At 40.5% G+C, this 26230-nt stretch carries 19 protein-coding genes; 7 read left to right on the top strand and 12 right to left on the bottom strand.

Translation table 11 applies throughout. The features are described from left to right. Positions 1–33 precede the first annotated feature (33 nt). From JBF11_RS01655 to JBF11_RS01625, 7 genes are all read right to left on the bottom strand, one after another. Entirely contained in the window at positions 34–1008 is a 975-nt protein-coding gene (locus JBF11_RS01655; RefSeq protein ID WP_334315645.1) for a tripartite tricarboxylate transporter substrate binding protein, read from the bottom strand. A 15-nt stretch (positions 1009–1023) separates the two neighbouring features. Beyond that, positions 1024–2235: a M20/M25/M40 family metallo-hydrolase gene (locus JBF11_RS01650; RefSeq protein ID WP_334315644.1), complete on the bottom strand. Its 1212-nt coding sequence runs from the start codon at positions 2233–2235 to the stop codon at positions 1024–1026. Between the two features lie 9 nt (positions 2236–2244). Further along, positions 2245–3735 (bottom strand): tripartite tricarboxylate transporter permease, encoded by a 1491-nt coding sequence (locus tag JBF11_RS01645; RefSeq protein ID WP_334315643.1) that lies wholly within the window; start codon positions 3733–3735, stop codon positions 2245–2247. Positions 3736–3752: 17 nt separating this feature from the next. Beyond that, a complete protein-coding gene (locus JBF11_RS01640; protein WP_334315642.1) occupies positions 3753–4238 on the bottom strand; it encodes a tripartite tricarboxylate transporter TctB family protein in 486 nt (161 codons plus the stop codon). Positions 4239–4262: 24 nt separating this feature from the next. Then, positions 4263–5060, bottom strand: coding sequence for a sulfite exporter TauE/SafE family protein (locus JBF11_RS01635; protein WP_334315641.1), 798 nt, complete (start codon positions 5058–5060; stop codon positions 4263–4265). Positions 5061–5063: 3 nt separating this feature from the next. Beyond that, positions 5064–5765, bottom strand: coding sequence for a FadR/GntR family transcriptional regulator (locus tag JBF11_RS01630; RefSeq protein WP_334315640.1), 702 nt, complete (start codon positions 5763–5765; stop codon positions 5064–5066). A 435-nt stretch (positions 5766–6200) separates the two neighbouring features. Beyond that, entirely contained in the window at positions 6201–6584 is a 384-nt protein-coding gene (locus JBF11_RS01625) for a hypothetical protein (protein ID WP_334315639.1), read from the bottom strand. 189 nt (positions 6585–6773) lie between these two features. On the opposite strand from JBF11_RS01625, the gene JBF11_RS01620 reads away from it, so the two are divergent. Beyond that, on the top strand, positions 6774–7703 hold the full coding sequence (locus tag JBF11_RS01620) for a radical SAM protein (RefSeq protein ID WP_334315638.1): 930 nt from the start codon (positions 6774–6776) through the stop codon (positions 7701–7703). 59 nt (positions 7704–7762) lie between these two features. Here JBF11_RS01620 and JBF11_RS01615 read toward each other — a convergent pair whose 3' ends face one another. From JBF11_RS01615 to tnpA (JBF11_RS01595), 5 genes are all read right to left on the bottom strand, one after another. Continuing rightward, positions 7763–8413 carry an IS1595 family transposase gene (locus JBF11_RS01615; protein WP_417168625.1) on the bottom strand — a complete coding sequence of 217 codons (651 nt, stop codon included), beginning with the start codon at positions 8411–8413 and terminating at the stop codon, positions 7763–7765. 580 nt (positions 8414–8993) lie between these two features. Continuing rightward, positions 8994–9458 (bottom strand): IS200/IS605 family transposase, encoded by a 465-nt coding sequence (gene tnpA / locus JBF11_RS01610; RefSeq protein WP_334315637.1) that lies wholly within the window; start codon positions 9456–9458, stop codon positions 8994–8996. 355 nt (positions 9459–9813) lie between these two features. Next, positions 9814–10233 (bottom strand): type II toxin-antitoxin system HicB family antitoxin, encoded by a 420-nt coding sequence (locus JBF11_RS01605; RefSeq protein ID WP_334315636.1) that lies wholly within the window; start codon positions 10231–10233, stop codon positions 9814–9816. A 48-nt stretch (positions 10234–10281) separates the two neighbouring features. Beyond that, positions 10282–10464: a type II toxin-antitoxin system HicA family toxin gene (locus JBF11_RS01600; RefSeq protein ID WP_334315635.1), complete on the bottom strand. Its 183-nt coding sequence runs from the start codon at positions 10462–10464 to the stop codon at positions 10282–10284. Positions 10465–10613: 149 nt separating this feature from the next. Then, complete coding sequence (tnpA, locus tag JBF11_RS01595; protein ID WP_417168624.1) at positions 10614–15137, bottom strand: IS200/IS605 family transposase; 4524 nt, start codon at positions 15135–15137, stop codon at positions 10614–10616. Between the two features lie 270 nt (positions 15138–15407). Here tnpA (JBF11_RS01595) and JBF11_RS01585 point away from each other — a divergent pair, with 270 nt between their 5' ends. From JBF11_RS01585 to JBF11_RS01560, 6 genes are all read left to right on the top strand, one after another. Then, positions 15408–18140, top strand: coding sequence for an AAA domain-containing protein (locus JBF11_RS01585; protein ID WP_334315634.1), 2733 nt, complete (start codon positions 15408–15410; stop codon positions 18138–18140). 88 nt (positions 18141–18228) lie between these two features. After that, complete coding sequence (locus tag JBF11_RS01580) at positions 18229–19752, top strand: type I restriction-modification system subunit M (protein WP_334315633.1); 1524 nt, start codon at positions 18229–18231, stop codon at positions 19750–19752. Continuing rightward, on the top strand, positions 19752–20894 hold the full coding sequence (locus JBF11_RS01575; protein ID WP_334315632.1) for a restriction endonuclease subunit S: 1143 nt from the start codon (positions 19752–19754) through the stop codon (positions 20892–20894). Before JBF11_RS01580 ends, JBF11_RS01575 begins: the two co-directional genes overlap by 1 nt. Positions 20895–20906: 12 nt before the next feature. Continuing rightward, positions 20907–22130, top strand: coding sequence for an AAA family ATPase (locus JBF11_RS01570; protein WP_334315631.1), 1224 nt, complete (start codon positions 20907–20909; stop codon positions 22128–22130). Between the two features lie 11 nt (positions 22131–22141). Further along, a complete protein-coding gene (locus JBF11_RS01565) occupies positions 22142–22813 on the top strand; it encodes a hypothetical protein (RefSeq protein WP_334315630.1) in 672 nt (223 codons plus the stop codon). Between the two features lie 9 nt (positions 22814–22822). Then, on the top strand, positions 22823–26200 hold the full coding sequence (locus JBF11_RS01560; RefSeq protein ID WP_334315629.1) for a DEAD/DEAH box helicase family protein: 3378 nt from the start codon (positions 22823–22825) through the stop codon (positions 26198–26200). Positions 26201–26230: the final 30 nt, after the last annotated feature.

Here is a 26230-nt window from a genome sequence, read left to right as displayed (position 1 = left end):
GGCAAACCGTCATAAAACGGCTTGCCTTATTTTTTAAAAATTATTTTCTTTTAACGTTTTTCCGATATAATCCCAAATAGTTTCCATGACAACTTGAAATTCGGCAGCAGGCAAATAATCCGCGGTAAGCCCCGCTTTCTTGAATTTTTCCTGTACGGAGCTGTCTTCCAATGCTTCTTTGATTAAATCCTGCATCGCAATAATACAGGAATCAGGCGTTCTTTTTGGTGCGAGCAATCCATGGGAAGAAGCGAAAACAAACGTGTCGTTATCCCCCAGCTGTTCTTTAAACGTCGGAACATCCGGAAATTCTTCAAGCCTTTTGTCGCTGCTTACCGCAATCATTGTGAAGTCACCGGAATCGACATACGGTTTCTGATTGATTGTCACGCCAAAAGCGGCGCTGACATGCTTGCCGAGAAGGGCTGTCGATACGTCGTGTCCGCTTGTATAACTGATATGGGGCAAATTAACATCAGGGTACGCTTTTAAAATATTCGTCATGAAAATACGTTGGGTCGAAAGAGCGCCATGGGTGGCATAATTGTACTTTCCGGGTTCTTTTTTCGCCATTTCAAAAAATTCGTTTAAATTCGCAATGCCGGAATCCTTATTGACGGAAAGGCTGAGCCACATATTTGTCACTTGCGCCACCGCTTTGAAATCACCGATAGTGTATCCGGTTTTCCTGATTTGAGGCGTTGCGGAAAATGTCGCCAAGGCAGGAAAACCGAATGTGTACCCGTCTGGTCTTGCCCTTGCGACATCAAGCATTGCAGGCGCTCCCGCCCCGCCACCTTTGCATACGATATTCAAAGTGATTTGATGTTTATTTTGAAAATATTCCGCTAAAATTCTCGCCGCGATATCAACAGCCCCTCCTGGTCCGAAAGGAATGATAATGGTTACGGGACGGTTAGGATAAGCGGCTTTGGCCATATCGGGCGCACCAAAGCCCAATAAGCTTATCCCAAGGAACACGGCTAACAATTTGTTCATCTTTTTCATAATACTCTCCTGTTGTTATTTATGGAAATAATCGGCTGCCTGTATGCTTGCCAGCGCAATTAATTCACAGCGCGGAATAATGGTCGACGGAATGATATATTCCTTTTCATTGTGCAAAAAACCTCCCTCAGGTCCCATACTGCAAATACTGGGAATTTTTAAAACACTTGAGCAAAACCCGGATTCGGCTGCACCTTTTGACGCTTCGACAAACGGGACATACTGTATCATTTCCCCTGCGTTTTTTACAAATTCATATAATTTTTTCGCACCCGCATTTGGAACCAAAGGCGGCAAGCGCAAACCGCCGCTAAGAGAAGTGCGGGTTCCTTCCACATATGTTTTTGCCGCTTCTTCTTTTATCGCTTCGACAAGCCGCTCGCCTTCCTCCAAGGTTTTGTACGTAAGATGTATCCTTGCCATTGCGTTGGGAGCGACAGAATTGGCAGAAGTGCCGCCTTTTATGATTCCGGTATTGACGGTTTTGTCCCTTGATAAGTCAACATATTTGTCAAATGCCAAAATTTTATGCGCCAGCTCCAAAATTGCGGAAGCCCCTTCCGCATAAGCTCTGCCCGCATGAGAAGATTTACCCGTAATTTCCAATAAAATATGTCCGGATCCCTTTCGTTCGATCGTAACCCCGTTTCCTACATATCCCGGCTCGGAACAAAAAGAAACCAATGCATTTTTCAGTTCATCCTGCAAAACCGGCAAAGCCGAGGGGGAACCGATTTCTTCATCAGGCGAAAACGTCAATGTGATCGGACAAGAAACCAAGCCTAATTCTTTCAATGCCCTGGCAACAAAAATATTCATTATCAAACCGGATTTCATATCCACAATTCCGGGGCCGTAGGCCCTGTCATTTTCTTTATCGAAATAAAACGGACGCTTGCCTGCCGTGCCCTTGGGAAATACGGTATCCATATGCGCCAGAAAAACAATGCCTGCACCATCTTCTTTCTTATGGGTCCTTGCTGTAAAAACATTTCCCAACTCCGCTTGCCACGGCTCATCTTCCGGGCATTCCTTTTTCGCAGCTTTCTCCGTGATAAAATCTGTCCCTTCAAAAAATGAGCATACCGTTTCACCGAGAACATTCACATCTTTTCCGTCATGGGAAAAAGAATCCATATTGACAATCAATTCGATTTTTCCCAGCATTTCCTCATAATGGTCATTAAACCATGCGAAGAGCAGTTTCGCTTTATCTCGCAGTTCCATAAGTTCCTCCTATTTTTTGGATTTGATATGACGGACAGCCTTTGTGATAATCGGATTGCAAACAATCAACAAACTGACAAACAAAATAATGCAGGTTACCGGGCTGGTGTAAAATATGCTGTAATCATTTTGGGAAATAGACAATGCCCTTCTGAAATTGGTTTCGGCTATCGGTGATAAAATCATTGCAAGCAATAACGGAGGCTGCGGAATATCGAATTTTTGCATGAAATATCCCAAGGTACCGAAAATTGCGACAACCAAAAGGTCAAAGGTTGAATTGTTCACCGCATACCCGCCGACGACGCAAAGCGTCAGCACCACGGGCATAAGCAAATTTCCCGGAATAGCGATGATTTTGCCCGCAACGCGGACGGTCAGCAATCCGGTGCCGAGCATAAAAATATTGGCGATGACAAAAGCCGCGAACAAACCGTAAACCGTAACGGGATGTTCAACAAAAAGCAGCGGTCCGGGAGTCAACCCCTGTATCATCAATGCCCCAAGCATGATAGCCGTGACAATGTCACCGGGAACACCGAGCGTTAATAAAGGAATTAACGCCCCGCCGCAAACCGCGTTATTGGAAGATTCGGTTGCGGCAATGCCTTCCAAACACCCCTTGCCGAATTGTTCAGGCGTTTTAGAATTTCTTTTGGCTTCGGAATACGCCAGAAATGACGCGGCGCTTACCCCGGTTGCCGGAATAATGCCGATAATTGTTCCGATTATCGAGGAGCGGAAAAAATTCACGGTATTGCTTGTTATGTCTTTTATGGTCAAGCCTTTTTGCGTTACCCGCGCTTCTTTTATTCCTTTTCCCGCAATCACGTCTTCAATGGTGACAAGAACTTGCGATACGGCAAATAAACCGATTAAAACTGGTACCAGTGAAAGCCCGTTGAAAAGATTGGGATTGTCAAAGGTATTGCGCATGTCGCCGGTGATAGGGTCCAACCCGATACATGAAAACAATAAGCCCAAAGACATGGCGATAAGCCCTTTGATAACCTCTCCGGAAGATAAGGAAGACACAATGGCAAGACCGAAAACCGCCACGGCGAAATATTCAGGCGCGCCGAAAGACATCGCCGCTTTCGCAAGCAACGGTGCGATAGTGACAAGAACCAAGGAACTGAATATACCGCCTATAAAGGAAGCTATTGTCGCCATATCGAGACCTCTTCTTGATTCCCCTTTTGCCGTTAGTGCGGGTCCTTCCAGCATGGTTGCCGCCGCCGCGACGGTTCCGGGCGTACCTACCAAAATCGCAGTGATGCACCCTCCGTAGATAGAGCCGACATACATTCCGAGCAAAGCGGAAAACGCGTCAATAGAGGGCATTCCAAAAGTTAACGGAATAAGCAGGGCTACTCCCATGGCGGAAGTCAGTCCGGGCAATGCTCCAAAAATAATCCCTAACACGACACCCATTAAATTCGCAAGCAAACTGCTTAAAGACATCGCATTTAAAATTCCTTCCAATACTTCGGCAAACATATTCCACTCCGTAAATGTTATGGTAACAAGACTTTAAAAAACATTCCGAAAACAACAATCAGCAATGCGGTTGTGACAAGGGAAACCGCAATGACTTCAACAGGATTTTTGCGTCCCAAAAAAGGCAAAATAATCATAAGAAACAGTGCGGTGCTTATTCCAAAACCGCCGCCGTAAAGAAAAACGGGATTTTCCATACTCAAAAAATAATCACCGAGCCATGTTACGGAAGCCAAATAAAGATAAAATAAAATCAAAACCATACAAATTTTTAAAAATACTTTCTTTTCCGGTAAATATTTTTTGGGAGCTTTGACCATGAAACCTTTCAAAATAAGATAACAACTGCAAAGAGCCAATATGGCGATGGCAAACTTAGGCAGTGTTCCAGGACCGACATAATCAACCCCGGAAGCCTCAGGCAGGGAAGAAACGCTCCAAACAGCGACTGCGCAAATCAGGAGAAAAAATACCCCGCAAAAAATATCAGCTGTGTTTTTCATATGACCCCCTTATCCCTTTCAAGATTAAATTGTTTCTAAAAACATTTTTATACTGACAACCAAGAGTAAGAACGCAAAATACTTTTTAATCCTATGCACCGGCAATGAATGGGTCAGTTTGGCGCCTACGGGTGAAGTCAGGGAGCTGAACAAAACCAACCCGAATAAAGCAGGCAAATAAATATATCCCAAAGAATATTCAGGCAAATCAGGATTTGACAAACCATTTATCAAATATCCCGCAGCTCCGGCAACGGCAATAGGAATGCCTATTGCAGAAGATGTTCCGATTGCCTTTCGCAGCTCGACATTATGAAAAACCATGAAAGGAACGGATACTGTGCCGCCTCCGATACCGACCAAACTGGAAATGATACCTATGACTGCTCCGAACAGACTTATTCCCAAGGAGTCAGGCAGCTGCCTGTTCGCTTTCGGATTTTTTCCGAAAAACATTTGAAAAGCCACAACCAATAAAAACAATGCAAAAAAAAGTTGCAAATACCGCGTCGGAATTTTTGAAGCGATAAAAGACCCGAAAAACGTTCCTAGTATAATGCTTGGTGTTATTATTTTCACAAGGTTCCATAAGACGGACTGTCTTCCATTATGCGCCATCGCGCTGGAAAAAGAAGTAAAAATAATGCTCGCCATTGAGGTGCCCAATGCCAAATGCATTATCAATTCATGAGGCAAATTTTGCATCGCAAAAGTGACACTGAGCATGGGAACAATGACAATTCCGCCGCCGACCCCCAACAAGCCCGCCAAAATACCGGCAACAGCCCCCAAACAGGCATATATGACAACAGGTACCAACATGACTCACTCTTTCTTATTTGCAAAAATGTGCTTATCCTTCACAGTCAGAATATGTTCCCGCAATAAATTCTCACAAAGATCGGAATCCCGATTTTCAATCGCATCAATGATTTGCAAATGCGTCTTAATGGAAAATTCCTTCCATTCATCATCTCTCACTTCATCGCTTCTGCCTTCGGAATAAATCCTATTGAGCCTTTTCATCGTTTCGATAAACAAAAAATTTCCGGTACAGTTCGCCAGCTGCAAATGGAAATTCGCATCCAGCTTGCCGTCAAAAGGAAGTTCCAAACTTTTACGCCTTTGCTGTTCAAAAACAATTAATTTCAACTGATTAAGTTGCTTTTCCGTTCTTTTTTGCGCCGCTAACCGCGCGATTATCGGCTCCAGATAATACCTGTATTCGGTCACCTGCTCAAACAACGAACTTTCACGATTGACAGCATCCAAAATTTCACTGGCGATAGGGTCGACATCGGGAATTTTCAAATAATTGCCCCCCCCTTGCCTGCTTTCGATTATTCCTTTATCCACCAACGTTTTTAAAGCTTTTCGAATGCTTGAACGGCTCACTTTAAACTCTTCCGCCAACGCACGTTCAGCAGGAAGCTTATCGCCGACCTGGAAATTATTGGCGGTCAAAAACTGTTTTAATTGATTGAGTAAACTATTTGTCGATAGTTTGGCATATTGCATTTCACTCATTGGTTTTACCTTTTTATTATCTATGATTTTTTAATAACCAATTACAACCAATTTGTCAACCAATTATAAAAAATTTAAATATATTTTTGAAAAATAATTATAATATATAATTTAATATTATAAAATAATTGAATATTATTATAATAAAACTTAAAAACCAAAACAAACCAAAAGTGAGACCAATTTTTAAACTTTTATCACTGCTCATTGTTTGGTACAATATCGTATTGAATTTAAAAATAGCCATATGAACCATTTTAAACCAATTTAAAAATAAAAAAAACACCGGCGTTGTCCAACTTTTGGGGACAGTAACTAAACCGGTGTTTTTTACGCTGAAGCCGTAATAGATTGCTTTTCTAACGCCCGCAATGATAAAGCGGGAGGGACTGTATATCCAGCGTCACTGCGGGAAGTTAACGGCAAAGCAATCTTCTAAAAATATGATGATATGGCATAAGCATTATGAATATCATACGAAAATGCTTTGGTTTCAAAATAAGCAAACGCGTCGATAACATCAAGGAACACGCCGTCAAAACCTGCATTAAGAATTTTGGATAAATAAGAGTTATCACCCTTATAAAGAATTGCGTGCCATGGTTCAAGCCAGTATTTTACTTTATAATTTCCAGCCCAATGTTCATTAAAATTCAAAGGCTGTGAAACAACAGACCAATCCGTTGCAAAAAAATTCTCTTCCCTTTCTTCCAAAAGAGGAAAAATCGCCAACGGAATTGGCGGACATATCAACGCATTTTCTTCCAAAAAATCCTGTAACCCCGCAGGCAAAACCAAATCCGTAGTATTTACATCCATATTTAACTCCTTATATTAATCGTAAACAGCAAAAAACATGCCCAATAGAAAGTAACAAGTGCAAATTTTTTATCATTGCAAAACAGGTAAAATCATCATCCGGTGATACACCGAAATTAACTCTTAACATTTGCCATTATTAAGAATAGACTATGCAGCACATCAGAAAGATTTCAAAGGGGATTTCAAATGGAAAACTCATATAAATATTTATTCGGTCCTGTTCCTTCCCGGCGCATGGGCGTTTCACTGGGAATAAGCCCCATTCCGGAAAGGACTTGTTCCTATTCCTGCGTTTACTGCCAACTGGGCAGGACGAAACACATGCAGTCAGAACGAAAACTGTTTTTTCCGGTGCGCGATATAGTTGATGAATTTATCCATTACCAAAAAAGCTTGCAAAAACTTGATGTCATTTCCATTGTGGGGGAAGGCGAACCTACGCTGTACAGCGGATTGGGCGAACTTATCGATAAAATAAAAGAAATTTCAGATGTTCCCGTTGCGGTAATAACCAACAGCTCCCTGCTTGCAGACAGCGCCGTGCAAAACGCCCTCCTGAATGCCGATATCGTTTTGCCATCCATGGATGCTTACGACGAAAAAACGTTCCGCAAAATCAACCGCCCGCATTTTTCCGTAAAATACGAAGATACGCAAAAAGGATTGATTGAATTTTCCCATAAATACAAAGGGCAACTCTGGCTTGAAATCATGCTTCTTGCAGGTATGAATGACGACGACGCTTCGCTAAGCAAATTTGCCGCCATACTTCCGAAAATCAAATACGACAGGGTTTATATCAATACTCCTGTCCGCCCTCCTGCGGAATCCTTCGCAGAGCCCCCAAGCAAGGAACAAATTCAAAAAGCGGTTGAAAAATTATCCGCCATTTCTATCGACATGCTGAGCACCGGTAATTTTTTCAGCGATGTGTCCGACCACTACGAAGCAATAAAAAACATCTGCCAACGACACCCCATGAACAGCTTTGAACTGGAAACGTTTTTATCATCACGTAATGTTGCGGATATTGAAACATATAAAAAAAGACTGGAAGAAGACCCGGAAATCAATTGCATCAAATATAAAGGAATTACCTCTTACCGGCTTAAATAAGCACGTATCATGCAGATATTCCCTTTGCCATTATAATAAAAGGGTTTAGACTATCATCTCTATTTTTGAAAGAAGATTTCAATTAAAAATTGCTCAAAATTTTCATTTCTAAAATTAAATCTACACTCACATTCTTTTAAGTGCAAGATAAACTTTTCATCTGTTAGACCATTAAACTTTGCTAATCGTCTTTTAGCAAAGCTCCAGAAGCTTTCTATTCCGTTCACATGAGATTTTCCCCTTGTAAATTCATTTTCATGGTGAAATAGTCTATAATGGGTATAACCATTTAAAATTAATCCGTCATATGCTCTCCAACCATCTGTATGAATTGTAGAACCTTCAAGGATTTTACCCTGAATTATAGGCATTAATTCTTCTTTGGAACATCGTGGAACTATGTTGACATGCACCTTTCCTTCTCGTTTCAGCACTCCAAATACAGGTGTTTTTCCAGCTGCTCCTCGTCCGCGTTTACCTCCCACTCTTCTGGCACCAAAATAGTTTTCATCAAGTTCAAATTCACCCAATTCTTTTCTCTCTTCTTCCAGAGAGAAAAGAAAAATTTTTTCCCTTAAAAGATTGTAATATGCATTTATGGTATTACGATTTATACCAAGTAAATTACTCGTAGATGTTGCAGTTAAATCCTCTGCAAAGCATTTAATAATTTTTTTTATTTTATACTTGCTTATTCTATTGTATTCCATATAGTTATATATAATTTCTATATGAGATACTAGTCAAGAGCCTAATAAAATATCTGATACGCCCTTTCTGTCCCTCGTCAGGAGTTACATAAACATATGACCTGTTGCCGGCAACTACCTGATACGGCTCATCTTATAGCGCTTCACCCCTTGCCTTTCATATCGTGAACGAAAGTGGGATATTTTATATCAAAAACCGGAATAGTCCAAGATATGATAGGCCATAGCGGGATATGGTTTTGGAATGGCATTGCAAATATTGAAATAAAAAATATAAAAAAGCAAGCTGAATAAATTTTTACCCCGCTTTTTTATACTATCGGCCAAAGACAGACTAGGGATACGCACTCCTTTTTTCAGTTTTGTCTATGCCCCTTTCATATCTCAATCTTTGCGAATGTAAACGAATGATAACGAACGAATACGAAATAAAACCCACTCAAATAAGTACCACCGGCTAAGCCGGTGGTTTTCTCCAGCCCTGTAAGGGCATATTACTGGCTTACGCCTAAAGGCGTTTTGAAGTGTTCGCCAATCGCATTACATTCACAAGCTGCTACTAAAGTAGCTCACCATTGCCTTAATTATTCTTACTGCCCGTAAACGGGTCAAAGTATTCTTTGAACGTCATTTGGTCATTGATTATATCTTCATTCAATTGATTTCGAATGTATTCCGCTATTTTTTCTCTATTGCGTCCTACTGTATCAACATAATAGCCCCTGCACCAAAAATGTCTGTTGCCATACTTGTATTTTAAATTGGCATGTCTATCAAATATCATCAAAGAACTCTTTCCTTTCAAGTACCACATAAATGACGATACACTTAGATTGGGAGGAATAGATACTAACATGTGGATATGGTCTTTGCACGCATTGGCTTCATATATTTCTACTTTCTTTTGTTCACAGAGCTGACGTAAAATCCTGCCAATATCTTCTTTTAATTTATTATAAATTATTTGACGACAATATTTTGGGGCAAACACTATATGATATTTGCAATTCCATTTGGTATGAGATAAACTTTGATTTCCAGACATAGAAATGTCCTCCTTTGGTTATCATTAGCGAACACAACAAATGTATACCAAAGGAGGACATTCTTGTATCTAAAGATTTTTAATTCCACCTGCATAGCAGGTGGTTTATTGTGCAAGGGGGAGATTACAACTTACATCATAATAACTTATTTTTACTAAAAATAACATAAAACTATAATTATTTGTACCCCTAAAAATACCCCTATTATTTTATTGATTTTATATTTTTTCTTTTTCTTGACAATACAAAATATTATAACTAAATACAAACAAATATTGGTAGGCAAAACCAACAAAAGACAAAAGAGCCCCCGGACGGGGGCTTATTTTTATTCTTTATCTTACGTTTGATTATTCAATAAGCCAATGCACATTTAGCCAAAAACCCTGAACGGGTCATTCCTAATTTATCGGCTTTTTTGTCAATAGTTTCAAGGGTTGATTTTGGGAAGCTAACAGTAATTCTTACAGGCTTCACATCCATTTCCGCCGCCTCGATATATTGAAAAAGAGGCTTGAAAGAAAGGTCTAATGTATCGCCGTTTTCTGCAATTTCTTCATCCGCTTTTTTCTCTATATATTCAAGAGAAGACGGTACAGGCAGTTTCCTGCGTTCTAAAGTATATCTTTCTAAAACCTCATCTAAAACCTCTTTTGCCATATCCACACATTCCGCCAAATCTTCTCCTTGCGTAAATGCCTCTGGAATATCGGGAAAAAGAGCTATAAAACCGCCCTCTTTTGCTTTGAAAATAATAGAAAAATATCTGCTCATAAATAGCCCTCTATATGCTACGGGGCAAGGGGGAAAATTCCCCCTTTCTTATGGTAATAATTTTACCCCGGTTTGTTTTTGAATTTGGCGGACAATGTTTTCTTTTATTTCTGCTTGTCTGCTTACCACGCTTATCATTTTACCGTCTTTTATAACGTGGGTATGTTTTTTACCCTCTTCAATGATAAACCCTGCCTCTGCCAATTTTCGGAGTATGTCTTTTCTTTTCATTTTTCCTCCGTCCTGAAGATATTTTTATGCAATTTTTTGCATACTGTCAAGTAAATTTATGTAAAAAATTGCATAAATTTCATACTGCTTCTTTGCTGCCAATATGATTATACAAAACTAAAAAGCGAACATTAACTGTTTTAAAATCATCATCTATACGGCTTGCCCAAGATAATAGCACCTATTCCGGCATCCCCCTCAAGCCATTCGTAAGTGCCTTCTCCAACTCTGAAGAAAGAATTTGTAGGAATACCCAGATTGAAACCCACGAAGTTGATAATATGCTTCATGGTGGAATAAGACATATCTTTTCCCTCCTGCATTTTCCGCATATCCTTATAAACCTGTTTGCCAAGTTCAATTCCTTTGCTTGCTGCCGTTTCCCCAAACTTTGTGCCATACCCGATACCGCTGTAAATATCCCGGATAATCGGCACACCCATAAGCCAGTAAGAAACAGCTTCATTCATTAAATCGTCTTTTGCTTCTTCCAGCGTGTACTCGTCATCCTGCAAGGACAGCATGGCAACCGTAAGCACAGGCGGCATAATCCATTCAAGGGCAATGTGGCTGAAAAACTCTTTATGGTCAATTTCAGACTGATTGCCTTTCAGATATTCTTTGTACCCTGCAAAATAAAAGCGCTGCCTGTTTTGCCAGTTCATGGCAAAGGACATAAACATCAGCAGAAACTCCCACGCCCCTTTTTCACGCATAAGGGATGTTGTATCCATAGTCATGCCGCTGCCCTGTGCCATAATCACAGCTTCGTCCGCTTTTCTGATTGCGTCCTGTTCTGTCAGCCCCTTCTTTATTTCTGCATTATATTTGCCAAGCCATGTAGGAACAGCAACCGCCATATCCGCCATAGCCGTCAGAGCAAAGCAGGCGCTGTCAAACTGCTGTCTGGTGAAAATATGATTTCCTACCCGTAAAGCTGTTGCATTAGGATTATATTTTCCTAGCGTATCAGCAACTGTCTTGTCATATATTTTTGTTCTGTTGTTCATGTAGGCAGACATTTCTTTAACCATTCTTACAGTTTCTCTTGGCTTGGTTATAAACATCCAGCAGCCATTCATAAAATTGCCCAAGCCGTCAACCTTGATGGAAGAGCCAATACTGGTAAACTGCATCCATGAAGTCCGCAAAGAAAGCCCCATAGCAAACAAGCTGCCTCTTGAAGTCAAAAACTTTGCAAACTTCTTTAATTCGTGTGTTGGTTCCCTGTTTATAGTGGCGCAGGCTTTCAGCCATGGCGCAATCTGTTCATAAGCCTGCGAACCAAAAGCGCTGACAAAACTATCCCTGTACTCTGCATTGCTAACAATCTTATACACATCACGCACAGCTGCGGCATGGGTAGCATATTTGATACTGTCTTCCAAATGTCTGCTGACAACGCTCACAAAGGACAACAACGGCGGTTTTTTAGAGCCGGTACGAGCCATAGTCATGCCTTTGCGTACTGTCGGCTTTGCGGGTAAAAATGCATTTGCATTCAGGATATTGTCTATTTTTTCTTTTTCTCCTATGCTTTGGGCAAGTTCCGGGTCAAACTGCAAAGGATAATAACCGCCTCGCAAGGTTATATTTGCTCCCTCTTTGGAAGTAACCGTTATCGCCTGCGCTTCAACCAGTTTCATATCCACGCCGTTCATTTCCTTGTATGTTTTTTCAAGGTGAGGACGCAGCCGCTCCAGCATGTCCCATGTTTTCTGAACAGCAAAAAGTTCTTCTTCTGACAAGGTGGAAATAATCTTTCCTAAATCTTCCATAGTCCAGCCATAGCCTTTCATCAGAGCGTCCAAATTGCCTTTATTGCCCATATTGAGAGCAACGGCAATCACTCTGTCTTTGCTGAATTTACCGCCCCAGCGCCGCATAAGTTCCTTTGGAAGCTGTATTCCCTCAATCACAAACTCTTTGGTAAAGTTTGAATGTATCGCTATGGGCTGCCAAATGCTGGAAAATTCTTTTTGAAAACTGTCCGTAAGCCCCAGTTCCCGAACCTGTGCATCATGTATCCTTTGTGTGATATATTTGCTGTTTGGTCCGGTTCCCTCTTTTGTGTACCCGTCAGCACGTCTGAAAAGGTCCCGCATTTGGGTCATAAGAGCAACAACACCACGAGTTTTATCAACTATTCCTCCGATAAATTCCGCTTTTTCCCTGTCGGTTAAATATTTTGTTTGGGTAATTTTCCCCATATTTTCAGTACACTCATTGACTGTTTCCTGCACTCTTTTCCTTTCCTGTCCGTCAAGAATAGTTCTTTCAGCTCTGCCGATATGGGCAAGAGATTTTATGCCTGTCCGCAAGTCTTTCAAATCAGCAGTGCTGAGCTCTGATAAGGAAATAGATTCCGCCAAATTCTCCAGCCATTCCGGAATAGGCGGAGCAGCAAGCTCCACTCCCAAATCCTGTTTTTCTGCTCCAAACTTTGCGTCTTTAAACTTCTGCCAGCTTGGAATATTCCTGTCCGCAGTCATGGCAGGCGTGCCAAGCCCTTTCACTTTTTGCACCAGCTGTAAAATCTGCTGCCGCCATTCTTCAGGCACAGATTTTGATTTTACTTCTTTTCGGACTGCCCGGACAGTTTTATCCCGTTCCATTTTCTTTTCATAGTTGGCTTTCAGATCTGCCCGCATAATCCGCATTTGTTCTTTGAGTTTTAAGATTTCTTTTTTAGTGGCGGTATCTTCTTTTTTATTCAGCAAATCCCGAAGCATGGAGCTTTTCTTTTCAATGGACATTTTCAGCCGTTCATAGTCCCTGTCCAAATCTTCTCCGGCTTTTCTGTCAGCCCGTTCAGAAAGGGCGGTATCAAGTGCTTTCAAATCAATTTTCTGTCCGCCCATAAGTTCAATCTCAAGATTAAGCACATCGTTATCAAGCCCCATGTATTCCACATCAGCGTTGAAACTTGCCTCAAATTTATTCCTTGCGTTCCGCACATACCGGTCAATATAATCCTTTGCAGGCAGTTCATTGAATAAAAGATTGATAAACTGTTCCGCTGAAGTATTGAAATAAATTGCAGCCTCATCAATACTCATGGCATTTTCGCTGTCTGAAAAATAATCTTTCCATTTTGTTTTGATACTGTTTGCTGTATCTTCATCTAAAAATCCCAGCAGACTTTCAAAGCTTATTTTTCCATTTTTACGTATAGTGTCCAGAGAATTGTAATAATCAGAAGTCCACACAATTTCAGAAACTTCCTTTCTGGCATTCTCTTCTGCATTTTTCAAGCCTTGTATTTTGTTGAGTAAAATAATTGCGGAAGCCTTTTTATCCGCTCTGTCCTTTTCTTTTTGCAGTAAATCAAGCTGTTCCTGTTTGAGGTTGAATTTGCTTGCCAGTATCTGAATGGAGCTTTCCTTTTCCCTGTTTCGTTTTGCCTGTTCAATCTGTTCCTCTGTCTCCAGCATATTGTCAAAGACACTGCGTATTTCATCGTTCAGACTGTCCCTGCCAAGCAGCTTTGACACATAACGGTATAAGGAAGTAAGCCAGCCTTTGAACATGCTGAAAGCCCCGGCAAGTTCTTCCCGTGGGGCTTTGCCTTCTCTAAAATAAGCTTCTCCAAATCTTGCAAAGCGTTCATGTGTTTCTGTGGAGAGCGGCTGACTTGGGTCAAAACCCATTTCTCTTGCAAGCGTTTCAAAGTTTTCCTTTACCCATGCCGGAGCATTTTCCATTTGATAGGCATTAGCCAGTGTCTGTAAAAAGTAATGGCTTGTTTCATGCAGGACAGTGGAAAAATTTTTTTTGTCTTTGAACACGGTAATCATTGCTTCCTGTGTCTTTGGATTGAACCGGATAAGCCCGCGAGGGGAAGAATTTTGATAATACGTAGGGTTAGCACTTTTTGCACTTGACAAATCAACATCTGTTAAGATATTCTTATTCTTGCCGTGAGTGATTAGATCGGAACCAACCCTTGGCAATCGGAGCCCTGAAGATGTCCGCCACTCACGGCTTTTTTTATTGTTTTGATAAACAAGATTTCCTTGTTCAATTTGATTGATAAACCAATTATTATTTGGTTTTCCTGTATTTTCATTTGCTTTACCGTATACACTCGGAACATAATTGACGGTATAATTTGCGATACCATCATAATTCAAAGAGACAGGCACAACAACGGTTGCCCCTTTATTATCTTTTAAATCAAGCATCATCACATAGTCATTAGCAACAGTGGCGGATTTAAAAATCATAATAGGATCAGTCATTGCCTTTGGTACTTGCTTCATTACATCAACAGGCAATTTATGCTTTTCCCTGAGAACTTTATTCAAGGTTCTGTAATTGGTTGAAACAGTCAAATCCTTGTCCGCACCAAGCAAAGAAAGAACAAGAGGGGTATTTCTAAGCATAATGAGATGTGCATGTCTATCAAATATCATTAAAGAACTCTTTCCTTTCAAGTATCCCATAAATGATGAGACACTTAGATTGGGAGGGATAGCTGCTAACATATGTACATGATCTGCACACATCTCCCCTTCTATTATTACTTTTTTCTGTTCACAAAATTGCCTGAGAATTTTTCCCATATCATTTTTTATTTTCAGATAAATTGCTTTACGACGAAATTTTGGTACAAAAACTATATGATATTTGCAATTCCATTTGGTATGGGATAAGCTTTGACTGTCGTTCATAACACACTGTCTTCCTTTGGGTATCATTGACGAACACATCAAATGCATACCAAAGAAGGAACGTCTTGTATCTAAAGATTTTTTATTCCACCAGCTTAGCTGGTGTTTTTTTATGCTAAAGCGACAAAAAAACTGCATCTATTTCTGACGCAGTCTGAAAATTTATGCCTTCTTTTTTGGTTTTTATGCCAAAAATAAAAACTTGCCAAATATTGCGATAATGATACAAATAAAAATTGATTATCTTATACAAGCAAAAAGGAACACACTGTGGAAAATAATGAATTGCTTATTTTTATTGACGACAAAGATAAAACCGATGAAATAAATTCCATAGAACTGATTAATGAAAAATATCAAATATCTTTTACAACTAGCGAAAAAACATACAGCTACGGAATAAACAGAATAAAGACACTGAAACTTAACAAAAAAATCAATCCAGAAACTCACATCATAAAAATAAATAACAGCGGAAAATCTGACATAAAAGCAATTTTGGATTACGGTTCGGTATATAAAATAATTTTTGACAATAACCAGAGCAGGCTCTATGAGCCTGCAGAAGTTTCGATCGAAAACAATTGCTTATGCCTTCCGCATATCAAAAAACTTTTTGCCTGTTTTGGTGAAATTGCCCATAACGTAGGACTTGAAAGCAACAATACGAACCTGCTGAAAATCCAATACGACAAGCTCACCCAAATCAGCGAAGAGAGCATTGTTTCCCAATACTTGGACAGCACTTCAAATTTTGAGCCCATACTTTTTTCCGATACGCTGATCTATCCTTTCGGCATAAACCAAAGCCAAAAAATTGCAGTTGAGCAAGCATTTTCGTCTCGAGCAAGCATTGTACAAGGTCCTCCGGGAACAGGAAAAACCCAAACTATTTTAAACATTTTAGCCAACATTCTTTGTCAGGGAAAAACCGTAGCAGTTGTTTCCAACAACAATTCGGCAACCCAAAATGTTGTAGACAAACTGAGCAAACAAGAGCTTTCCTTTCTTACGGCATTTCTTGGTTCAAATGAGAAGAAAACCCAATTTATCGAAAAACAGCAGGCACAATATCCCGACATGACGGACTGGCAGATGGAGGAAGAAGAAAAAGCCCTGCTCCTTTCGGAAATTTCAAATCTCACTCAAGAAATTGACGAACTGTTTTACGCCAAAAACAGGCTTGCGGAAATTGAACAGGAATTTTTGACATTAACTCCCGAACAACATTATTTTAATGAATATTATCAAAGCCTGCAGAATGTTTTTACTGTTCCCGCAAAAAATTTAACGGTAAAAACAATATTGTCTCTTTGGCTTGAATTTGAAAAATATGCAGAAAAAGAAAAAAAGCCCAACATATTCCAAAAAATATTTCTTTTCTTTAAATTCAACAGACAAGTTTTAAAACTTTTTGCCCATAGCCCCGCGGAAGTTATCCCTTTTTTACAAAGAGAATATTATACCGCCAAATTTACGGAACTCAATACTGAAAAAGAACAATTGTCAACTCTGTTGGAAGAAAAGAATTTTTCCGATAAAAACAAGGAACTTACCAAAAAGTCGATTCAGTATTTCAAGGCCGTACTGGCAAATAAATATGATTTTGAAAACGAAAGACCGCATTTTGAGCTTTCGGATTTAAAAAAGAACAGCGATTCAATTATTGCGGAATACCCGATTATTTTAAGCACCACCCATTCAGTCAGAAACTCATTATCCTCTGATTTTATCTATGATTACCTCATTATTGACGAAGCCTCGCAAGTAGACCTTGTCACAGGCACATTGGCACTTTCTTGTACTAAAAACATTGTTGTTGTCGGAGACCCGAAACAGCTTCCCAATGTCATCGCCTCCAATAAAATACAAGCTCTTGAAGCGATACAAAAGGAATTTGATGTTGCCCCCCAATACCGTTACACCGCACACAGTCTGCTTTCTTCCATTATGGAACAATGGCGAAACATTCCCGTTACTCTTTTGCGTGAACATTACCGCTGCCACCCTAAAATCATTAATTTCTGCAACCAAAAATTTTATAACGGACAGCTTATTATTATGACGGAAGACCGAAAAGAACCCGAAGTGCTTTCCGTCTGGAAAACAAGCCCCGGCAATCACGCAAGAGACCATATCAACATCCGCCAAATTGACATCATAACCCAAGAACTAATACCTAAAATGGAAAAATCTTCCTATAAAAGTATTGGAATCATAGCTCCTTATAATAAACAAGTTGACGAAATCACCCATGCCGTCACCGAAACCGTTCACAGCAAACCTTATGAAATAGACACCGTACATAAATTCCAAGGCAGGGAACAAGACGCAATCATTATTTCAACCGTTGACAATGCCATTACGGAATTTGTCGACGACTCCAAAATGCTGAACGTAGCAGTATCCCGTGCGGTAAAGTCCCTTACCGTGATCGTACACGACAAAGCCCAAAACGGTCATACCAACCACGCCGACCTTATACGGTACATACAATTCAACGGCTATGAACTCAAAACAAGCAACATCCGTTCCGTATTTGATTTACTGTACAGCGATTTCAATACGGAAAGAAAAAAACTGCTCCAAAAGCATAAGAGAATTTCCGAGTACGATTCAGAAAACCTTATGTTTGCCCTTCTTCAGAATATTTTGCAAAAAGAGGAGTTTATCAGCTTCAGCTGTACGCCCCATGTGGGGCTTGCCGTAATTTTCAAGGATATGTCCAAACTGAATGAACGGGAAAAGAATTTTGTGCAAAATCCCTGCACGCACACCGACTTTTTAATTATCAGCAAAATGGATAAAATGCCCGTGCTTGCCATTGAAGTGGACGGCGTGGCTTATCATCGAAAAGAAAGCATTCAGCATACAAGAGATATGCTGAAAGACAAAATTTTCAGAAAATACAATCTCCCTCTCCTGCGGCTGCGCACCAACGGAAGCGGCGAACAGGAAAAAATCGAAACCTGCCTTAAGCAGTTTTCTGACCTCATCTATTAGCTTGTTTTGACAAACAGGATTTGTATTTGTCTTTATATCCGATATCCGTTATAATGATACCGATAAAATGACAAGAAACGGAGCAAACATGATAACAGGCGCGATAAAGAACAAAATAGACAAAATCTGGACTGATATATGGGCAGGTGGGCTCACGAACCCGTTAACCGTCATTGAACAGTTGACCTATCTCATGTTTATCCGTTCCCTTGACGAGGCGGAGCAGGACAGCGAACGCATGGAAAATCTGACAGGTAAGTCCTGTAAAAAAATTTTTCCGCAAACCCCGACGGGTCAGTCCATGCGTTGGAGCAAATTCAAAAACCAAGCCCCGCAGGATATTTACAACATCATTGCCAACCGTGTTTTTCCTGCCGTCAAGAATATGCAAAACAGCATTCTGCCCGATATCGGCGAACACGGCGAAATAATACGGCAATCTTTCCAAAACAGCGGACAGGACACCGCTTTTTCCCGTTTCATGAAAGACGCCATGTTTTTGATCCCCACGCCCCAAGTCCTGCAAAAAATAATCAGCGGTCTGGAAGATTTGTTTGAACACGACCTCACGGGACTGGACATGCAGGGCGACGTTTACGAATATATGCTCGGCAAGCTTTCCACGGCGGGACAAAACGGACAATTCCGCACCCCCAAGCATATACGGGAAATGATGGTGGAACTTATACAGCCACAGCCAGGCGACACAATCTGCGACCCTGCCTGCGGCACTGCGGGGTTTTTGGTTTCCGCTTCCGAATACATACGCCAAACCCATGAAAGCTCCATGACGGAAAGCGACTGGAAACATTTTGAAAGTAAGGCTTTTACAGGTTTTGACACAGACCCCACCATGCTGCGCATATCAGCCATGAACTTAATGCTCCACGGCATAAGCCAGCCTGAAATAGCGTATCAAGACAGCTTGTCCAGGCAAAACGTCCTTTCCGAATCCTTTACCGTGTGTCTGGCAAATCCGCCCTTCAAAGGCACGGTTGACGCGGAAAGCATAAACGACAACTTAAAAGCGGTCACCAATACAAAAAAAACGGAACTTTTGTTCCTTGCCCTGTTTCTGCGTATCCTGAAAAAAGGCGGACAATGCGCCTGCATTGTTCCCGACGGCGTTCTTTTCGGCTCCTCCAATGCCCATAAAGCCCTGCGTAAAGAATTGGTGGAAAATCATTTTCTGCGTGCGGTTATTTCCATGCCCTCCGGTGTATTCAAACCCTATGCGGGCGTTTCCACAGCCGTGCTTGTGTTCACCAAAACAGGAGCAGGCGGAACGGAAAACGTCTGGTTTTACGATATGAAAGCAGACGGCTTCAGCCTTGACGACAAACGCACGGAAACACAGGAAAACGACATTCCCGACCTTATCCGCCGTTTTCACAATTTGGAAGAAGAAAAAAGCCGTGCCCGCACGGAACAAAGCTTTTTTGTGCCCAAAAACGAAATAGCCGGCAATGAATATGATTTGTCAATCAACAAATACAAAAAAATAGAATACGTACCCGTCGAATACGCCCCCACAAGCTCAATCATGGCAGAACTGCACGAACTGGAAATGGAAATCACCCAAGGACTTTCAGACTTGGAGGACTTACTGTAATGGCAAAATTAGGGGAAATTTGTAAGATTAATATGGGGCAATCCCCAGATTCTTCTACTTATAATAATAACAAAGAAGGTATACCCTTTTTTCAAGGTAATGCTGATTTTGGAAAAATAAATCCAACTATCCGCTTATGGTGTTCTAATCCTGTAAAAATAGCTAAAGAAAATGACATATTAATTTCTGTTCGAGCACCAATCGGAGCTTTAAATATTTCTGACTGTGAATGTTGTATTGGGCGAGGTTTAGCTTCATTGACCATAACTACAGATAAATGTATTCAAAAATTTTTATGGTACTCACTTATTAATAGAACTCATGAATTAATTTCTAAAGGAACAGGAAGCACTTTTAAAGCTATTAATAAACAAATCCTTTTTGACCTTAAAATCCCCCTTCCACCGCTTGAGGAACAAGAAAAAATAGCCATGGTTCTGGATAAAGTCAGTGAACTTATTGAAAAACGTGAACAACAACTCGCCAAACTTGACGAACTCATAAAATCCCGTTTTGTGGAAATGTTCGGCGACCCTGTGACAAATTCTAATGATTGGAATAAAGAACAATTAAAAAATATAACTAAAAAAATTGGATCTGGCTCTACCCCAAAAGGAGGAAAAGGGAGTTACTATACAGAGGGAATATCATTAATCCGTAGTCTGAATGTTCATAACGGAAAATTTGAATACAAAGATTTAGCCTATATTGATGAATTACAAGCCAAGCAACTTAATAATGTAATGGTAGAAGAACAGGACGTTTTATTTAATATTACAGGTGCGTCTGTGGCACGTTCTTGTATTGTTCCAAAAAATCTTCTTCCTGCAAGAGTTAATCAACATGTTACTATTATTAGATGTAATTTAGAACAATTAAACCCAATCTTTTTAAATCAACAACTTTTAAATGCTTCTTATCAAAACTTTCTTATTTTTTTAGGAGAAAGCAATGGAGCTACACGACAAGCCTTAACTAAGGAACAAATAGAAAATTTCTTTGTTATTGTTCCTCCCCTTGAACTGCAAAACCAATTTGCGGAATTTGTGGAGCAAACAGAAAAAATAAAAGTTGCAATTAATTCCAGTCTTGATAAACTGAAAATACTCAAAAAAGCCTTAATGCAAAGGTTTTTCGGATAAAAGGATTTTATTATGGGAAAAATACTGGGAATTGCCATACAAAATTATGGATCTTTAAAAAACATCAATATGGGCAAACTATTCAGTGCCCAACAAAACCCTGAATTAGGCAATATGGTTGCTATTATAGGAGCGAGCGGAAACGGAAAAAGTTCTCTTGCTGATGCTTTTGGCTTTCTTTCCGATTGTCTTTCTACTGATGTTGAAAATGCTTGCGACGCTAACAACAGAGGAGGATATGACCAGTTAATTTCACAAGGAAGCAGTGATCCTATCCATTTTGAAATTTATTATAAAGAAAACAGCAATTCCCGTCCTATTACCTATGAGCTAACAATAGCAAAAGACAAAAATAATAGACCATACGTAAAAGAAGAACGGCTTCGTCAACGCAGGCAAGGAAACAAAAGAGGAAGACCTCTTTCCTTTCTTTATCTAAAAGAAGGCAAAGGCTATGCATTTGAGGGCTTTGATGGTGGTCAGGACGATGACGGTGTTTTTGATGGGCAAAAAAGAGAGGTTGAACTTACAGATATTAGAAAACTTGGAATTGTTACATTGGGGACAATGAAACAATATTCTCGTATTGAAAAATTTCTGTTTTTTTTAAAAAGCTGGTATCTCTGTTATTTTACCCCGGACGCTGCCAGACAAATCCAATCCGCAGCACCTGCTCCCTATTTAAACAGAACTGGCAGCAATTTAAACAATGTTGCTCAATATATGTATCGGGAAAATCCCAATGAATTTAAAAAAATTCTTGAAGATATTCAAACAAAAATTCCAAATATTACAGAAATAAAACCTGTAAAATTGCAAACTGGTCAAATGGTTTTGGAATTTAAACAAGATGGTTTTGAACAATCTTTTTTTTCTCAAAGAATGTCTGACGGAACTTTAAAATTATTTGCTTATTACTTGCTGCTTCATGAAAGAAATCCGCGTCAGCTCATTTTTGTCGAAGAACCTGAAAACGGATTGTATCACCAATATCTTGGAAGTTTGGCTTTAGAAATGAAAAAAAATGTTGGTACAGGTTTTTCAAAACAATTATTTGTAACAACGCATAGTCCATTTTTTGTCAATGCCTTATCTCCTGAGCAGGTTTGGGTTCTTGAGAAAGATGAAAACGGATTTTCCACTGCCAAACAAGCTTCCACTTATGATTTTGTTAAAGACCTTACAGCAGAAGGTATTCCCATGGGAGACCTCTGGTATAGTCAATACTTTGGGTAAGGGGAAACAGTATGTATTTTCAATTTTTAATTGAAGACAAATCAAGCAACACTTTAATAGAAATAATTATGCAAAAATTTTCTACAGAATATCCATCTGTTGATTATAACTGCAAATTTTTTAAAGGAATAGGAGGATTTACAAAAAGAAGTAACGCAAAAGAAATAAAAACAGGAAAACTACTGAATGATTTAGCAGGATACCTGAAAGGTTTTAATAAAAGTCTGCAGGGAATAGAAGCGGTTATTTTTATTGTAGTGGATAATGATGACCGAAATAAAAACGATTTTCAAATCCAATTGGAAACAGTAGCTCAAAAAAATAATATAACAATAGACCATGCTTTCTGTATTGCGGTTGAAGAAGTCGAAGCATGGCTCTTAGGGGATCAAAATGCAGTATTAAGTGCTTACCCCCAAGCTAAACAGGCTGTTTTACATTCTTATGTCCAAGACAGCATTTGTCGCACATGGGAAAAACTGGCGGATGCGGTTTATCCCGGAGGATTATCAAAATTTAGAAAAGATTGCCCTACCTATATGGAAATTGGAAAATATAAAAACGAATGGGCTAAAAAAATTGGTTCCTATATGGATATTACAAATAATAAATCACCTAGCTTTAATCATTTCATAACGGAAATTAATAAACGCTTGCCCCAACAATCCAATACTAATGAATAAAAAATAACTATGCCAAACTTTTCCTTTTTAGAGAATAAAAAAGAATATGCTCTTTTTGCCCCTGCCTGCATGGAAGCGGAAAAAATCTATGCCGCCGTTCCTGCCATGTGCGCGGCAGCCTGCCGAAAAGCAATGGAACTGGCGGTAAAATGGGTCTATTCTGCGGATACGTCCGTAAATGTTCCCTATAAGGACAATCTGGCATCCCTTCTCCATGAGCCGAGCTTCCGCGACCTTATGGAACGCGGCACATGGCAGAAACTCCTGTATATCCTCAAACTGGGCAATTTGGCTGTGCATACGGAGCGGAACATAAAGCATAGTGATGCCATTCTTGCCCTGCGTGGTTTGTTTGAGTTTATCCTTTGGATTGATTACTGCTACGGCGGAGAATATGAAGAACGGAAATTTCAGGAAAGCTTAATCCCCTCCCAAATTGCCGATACCCGCAAAATCAAGGAACAAGAAGAAAACCTCAGGCAAAAAGAAGCGGAAATAGAAAAACTGCAAAAGCAGATACAGAATCTTTCCGCAAAATACACGGCAGAAAAAGAAGAGCACAAAAACACCCGTACTTTCCACAGCGAAAACATATCGGAATTTGCCACCCGTAAAATCTTTATCGATGTGGATTTAAAGCAAATCGGCTGGCGTTTTGACGGCGAGAAAGCCAATGTGGCGGAAGAATATGAAGTGCAGGATATGGCAGCTATCCAAGGACAAACGGGCTGGTGCGATTATGTGTTGTTTGATGATGATGCTTTGCCTCTTGCCGTAGTGGAAGCCAAACGCGCAAGCAAAGACCCGAAAACGGGCGAACGTCAAGCCCAGTTATATGCCGACTGTCTGGAACGGAAATTTACCCGTCGTCCCTTTATTTTTCTGACCAACGGTTTTGAAACGTATTTTTGGGACAGCAAACTTCCGCCCCGCAAAGTAAGCGGCATTTTCGGCAAAAGCGATTTGCACAGGCTGATGACACGCCGTGAACAGTTTGAAAACGCTCCCAAAAGCCTGCTTGAATATCCCATAAACGACAAAATCACCGACCGTTATTATCAAAAAGAAGCCATACGGGCAGTCTGCGACGGTCTGGAAAAGGGAGAACGCAAGTTTTTGTTGGTTATGGCAACAGGCACGGGCAAAACCCGCACCTCCTCAAGCCTTGTGGACGTTCTGAGCCGAGCCAATCGGCTTACCAACGTGCTTTTTCTGGCAGACCGCACGGCTTTGGTCAAACAGGCGAAAGACGATTTCAGAACTTATCTGCCCGATACGACCCTTTGCAATTTGTGCATGGGCAAGGACGACAAAAACGCAAGAATCATATTTTCCACCTATCCCACCCTGCTCAACGCCGTGAACAACGTTAATTCTAAGGACGGACGGGAACTTTTCAGTCCTGCCCATTTTGATTTGATTATCATTGACGAAAGCCACAGAAGCATTTTCAAAAAATACCGTGCCATTTTTGAATATTTCGATGCCGTGCTTGTGGGGCTCACCGCCACGCCCAAAACCGATGTGGACCGCAACACCTATGATTTTTTTGAAATGGAACACGGTTTGCCCACCTATGCCTATGATTATGAAACCGCAGTGCATACGGACAAATACCTTGTTCCCTATTACAATTATGAAGTAAAAACAAAATTCCTTGACGACGGCATACATTATGACGAACTTTCCGAAAAAGACAAGGAACGCTTTGAAGAAGATTTCACCGAGGACGGTCTGACGCCCGAATATATCCCTTCCGAAGCGATGAACAGATTTGTTTTCAATGAAGAAACCGTGAAAATCGTCCTGCAGGATTTAATGGAAAAAGGCATTCGGACTGCAGGCGGTGACCGTTTGGGAAAAACCGTTGTTTTTGCCCAAAACAAACGCCATGCTGATTTTATTGTGCAGTGTTTCAACAAACTGTATCCGCAGTACGGCGGAACCTTTGCCCGCCGTGTGGTTTGTGACGATGCCTATGTACAGAGCCTTATTGACGATTTCAAACAGCCCGAAAAAGAACCGCATATAGCCGTTTCCGTTGATATGCTGGACACGGGCATAGACGTGCCTGAAATTGTAAATCTGGTGTTTTTCAAAAAAGTCCGCTCAAAAACAAAATTCTGGCAGATGATAGGACGGGGAACAAGGCTGTGCAAAGGGCTTTCCTGCTCCGATCAAATTGACGGAGAGTATATAGACAAACGCCGTTTTCTGATTTTTGACTACTGTGCAAACTTTGAATTTTTCCGTGTCAATAAGAAAGACTTTGAAGCAAGGGAAACAAAATCCATCACGGAAAACATTTTCGGTAAACAAATCCGCCTTATTACGGCATTGCAGGACAGCGCATTTTCCGATGACGCAAGCCAGACATGGCGAAAAGAACTCGTTGAGGTGTGCCGGGGGCAAATCCTCTCCCTGAATACGGAACTTATCGCCGTAAAATTGCAGCTTCGGCATGTAATCAAATATCAAAAAGAAGAAAGTTTTCTCTGCCTGAACGAAGAAAGCAAAAGCGAACTGGCGACAATCATCGCTCCGCTTGTGTGGTCAAATGACAGGGACGAGGCAGCCAAACTCTTTGACAATCTCATGTACGGGCTTATGCTGGATTGCATGGAACATTCCAAAAACTTGAAAAAAGCCCAAAAACAGCTCAAAAAAATAGCCTCTGTGCTGGAAAAGAAAACCACCATTCCTCAAGTCAAAGAAAAACTGGAATTAATCAAAGCCATTAACTCCGAAAACTTTTTTGCGGAGTGCGATGTGCTTATGCTTGAAAAAATCCGTATAGAACTTCGGGAACTTATGCGTTTTCTGGATAATGACGAGAAACAAAACAAACTTGTCGTCACCAAACTGCATGACCCTGTGCTTGACGTTCAGGAAGGGAACCCTTTGAATTCCGCCTATGATTTTGAAGATTATCGGGCAAAAGTGAACAGATATGTCAACGAACACCCAAATACCCTTGCCATTTACAATCTGACCCACAATATTCCCCTAAGCAAAGGCGATTATCAGGAGCTTGAACGCGTGCTGACCTGCGAACTGGGAAGCAAAACCGATTATGCAAGAGAATACGGCAACACGCCTTTCGGCCTGCTTATCCGTAAAATAGCCAAACTTGACCGTGAAGCCGCCATGCAGGCATTTTCCGCCTTTATTAATGACTCATCCCTCAACCAGAACCAAATAGCCTTTGTGCATAAAATCATCAATTATGTCATTCAAAATGGCTATATGGAAAACACAGAGGAACTTCTGAAAGCTCCTTTTGACAAACCTGCAGGCTTTTTCCGCCTCTTTGATGACAAAACTCAAGAAGCCCTTGTCCAAATCATAAACCAAATCAAAGAAAACGCTGTACAGATTGCCATGTAAAAATCTGTTTCACAAAATTTCTCGTATTCT

The organism is Taurinivorans muris (genome assembly GCF_025232395.1).
Classification (GTDB): Bacteria; Desulfobacterota; Desulfovibrionia; order Desulfovibrionales; family Desulfovibrionaceae; genus Taurinivorans; species Taurinivorans muris.
Note: the sequence above shows the minus strand (reverse complement) of the source record. Positions and strands in the feature narration are given on the sequence as shown.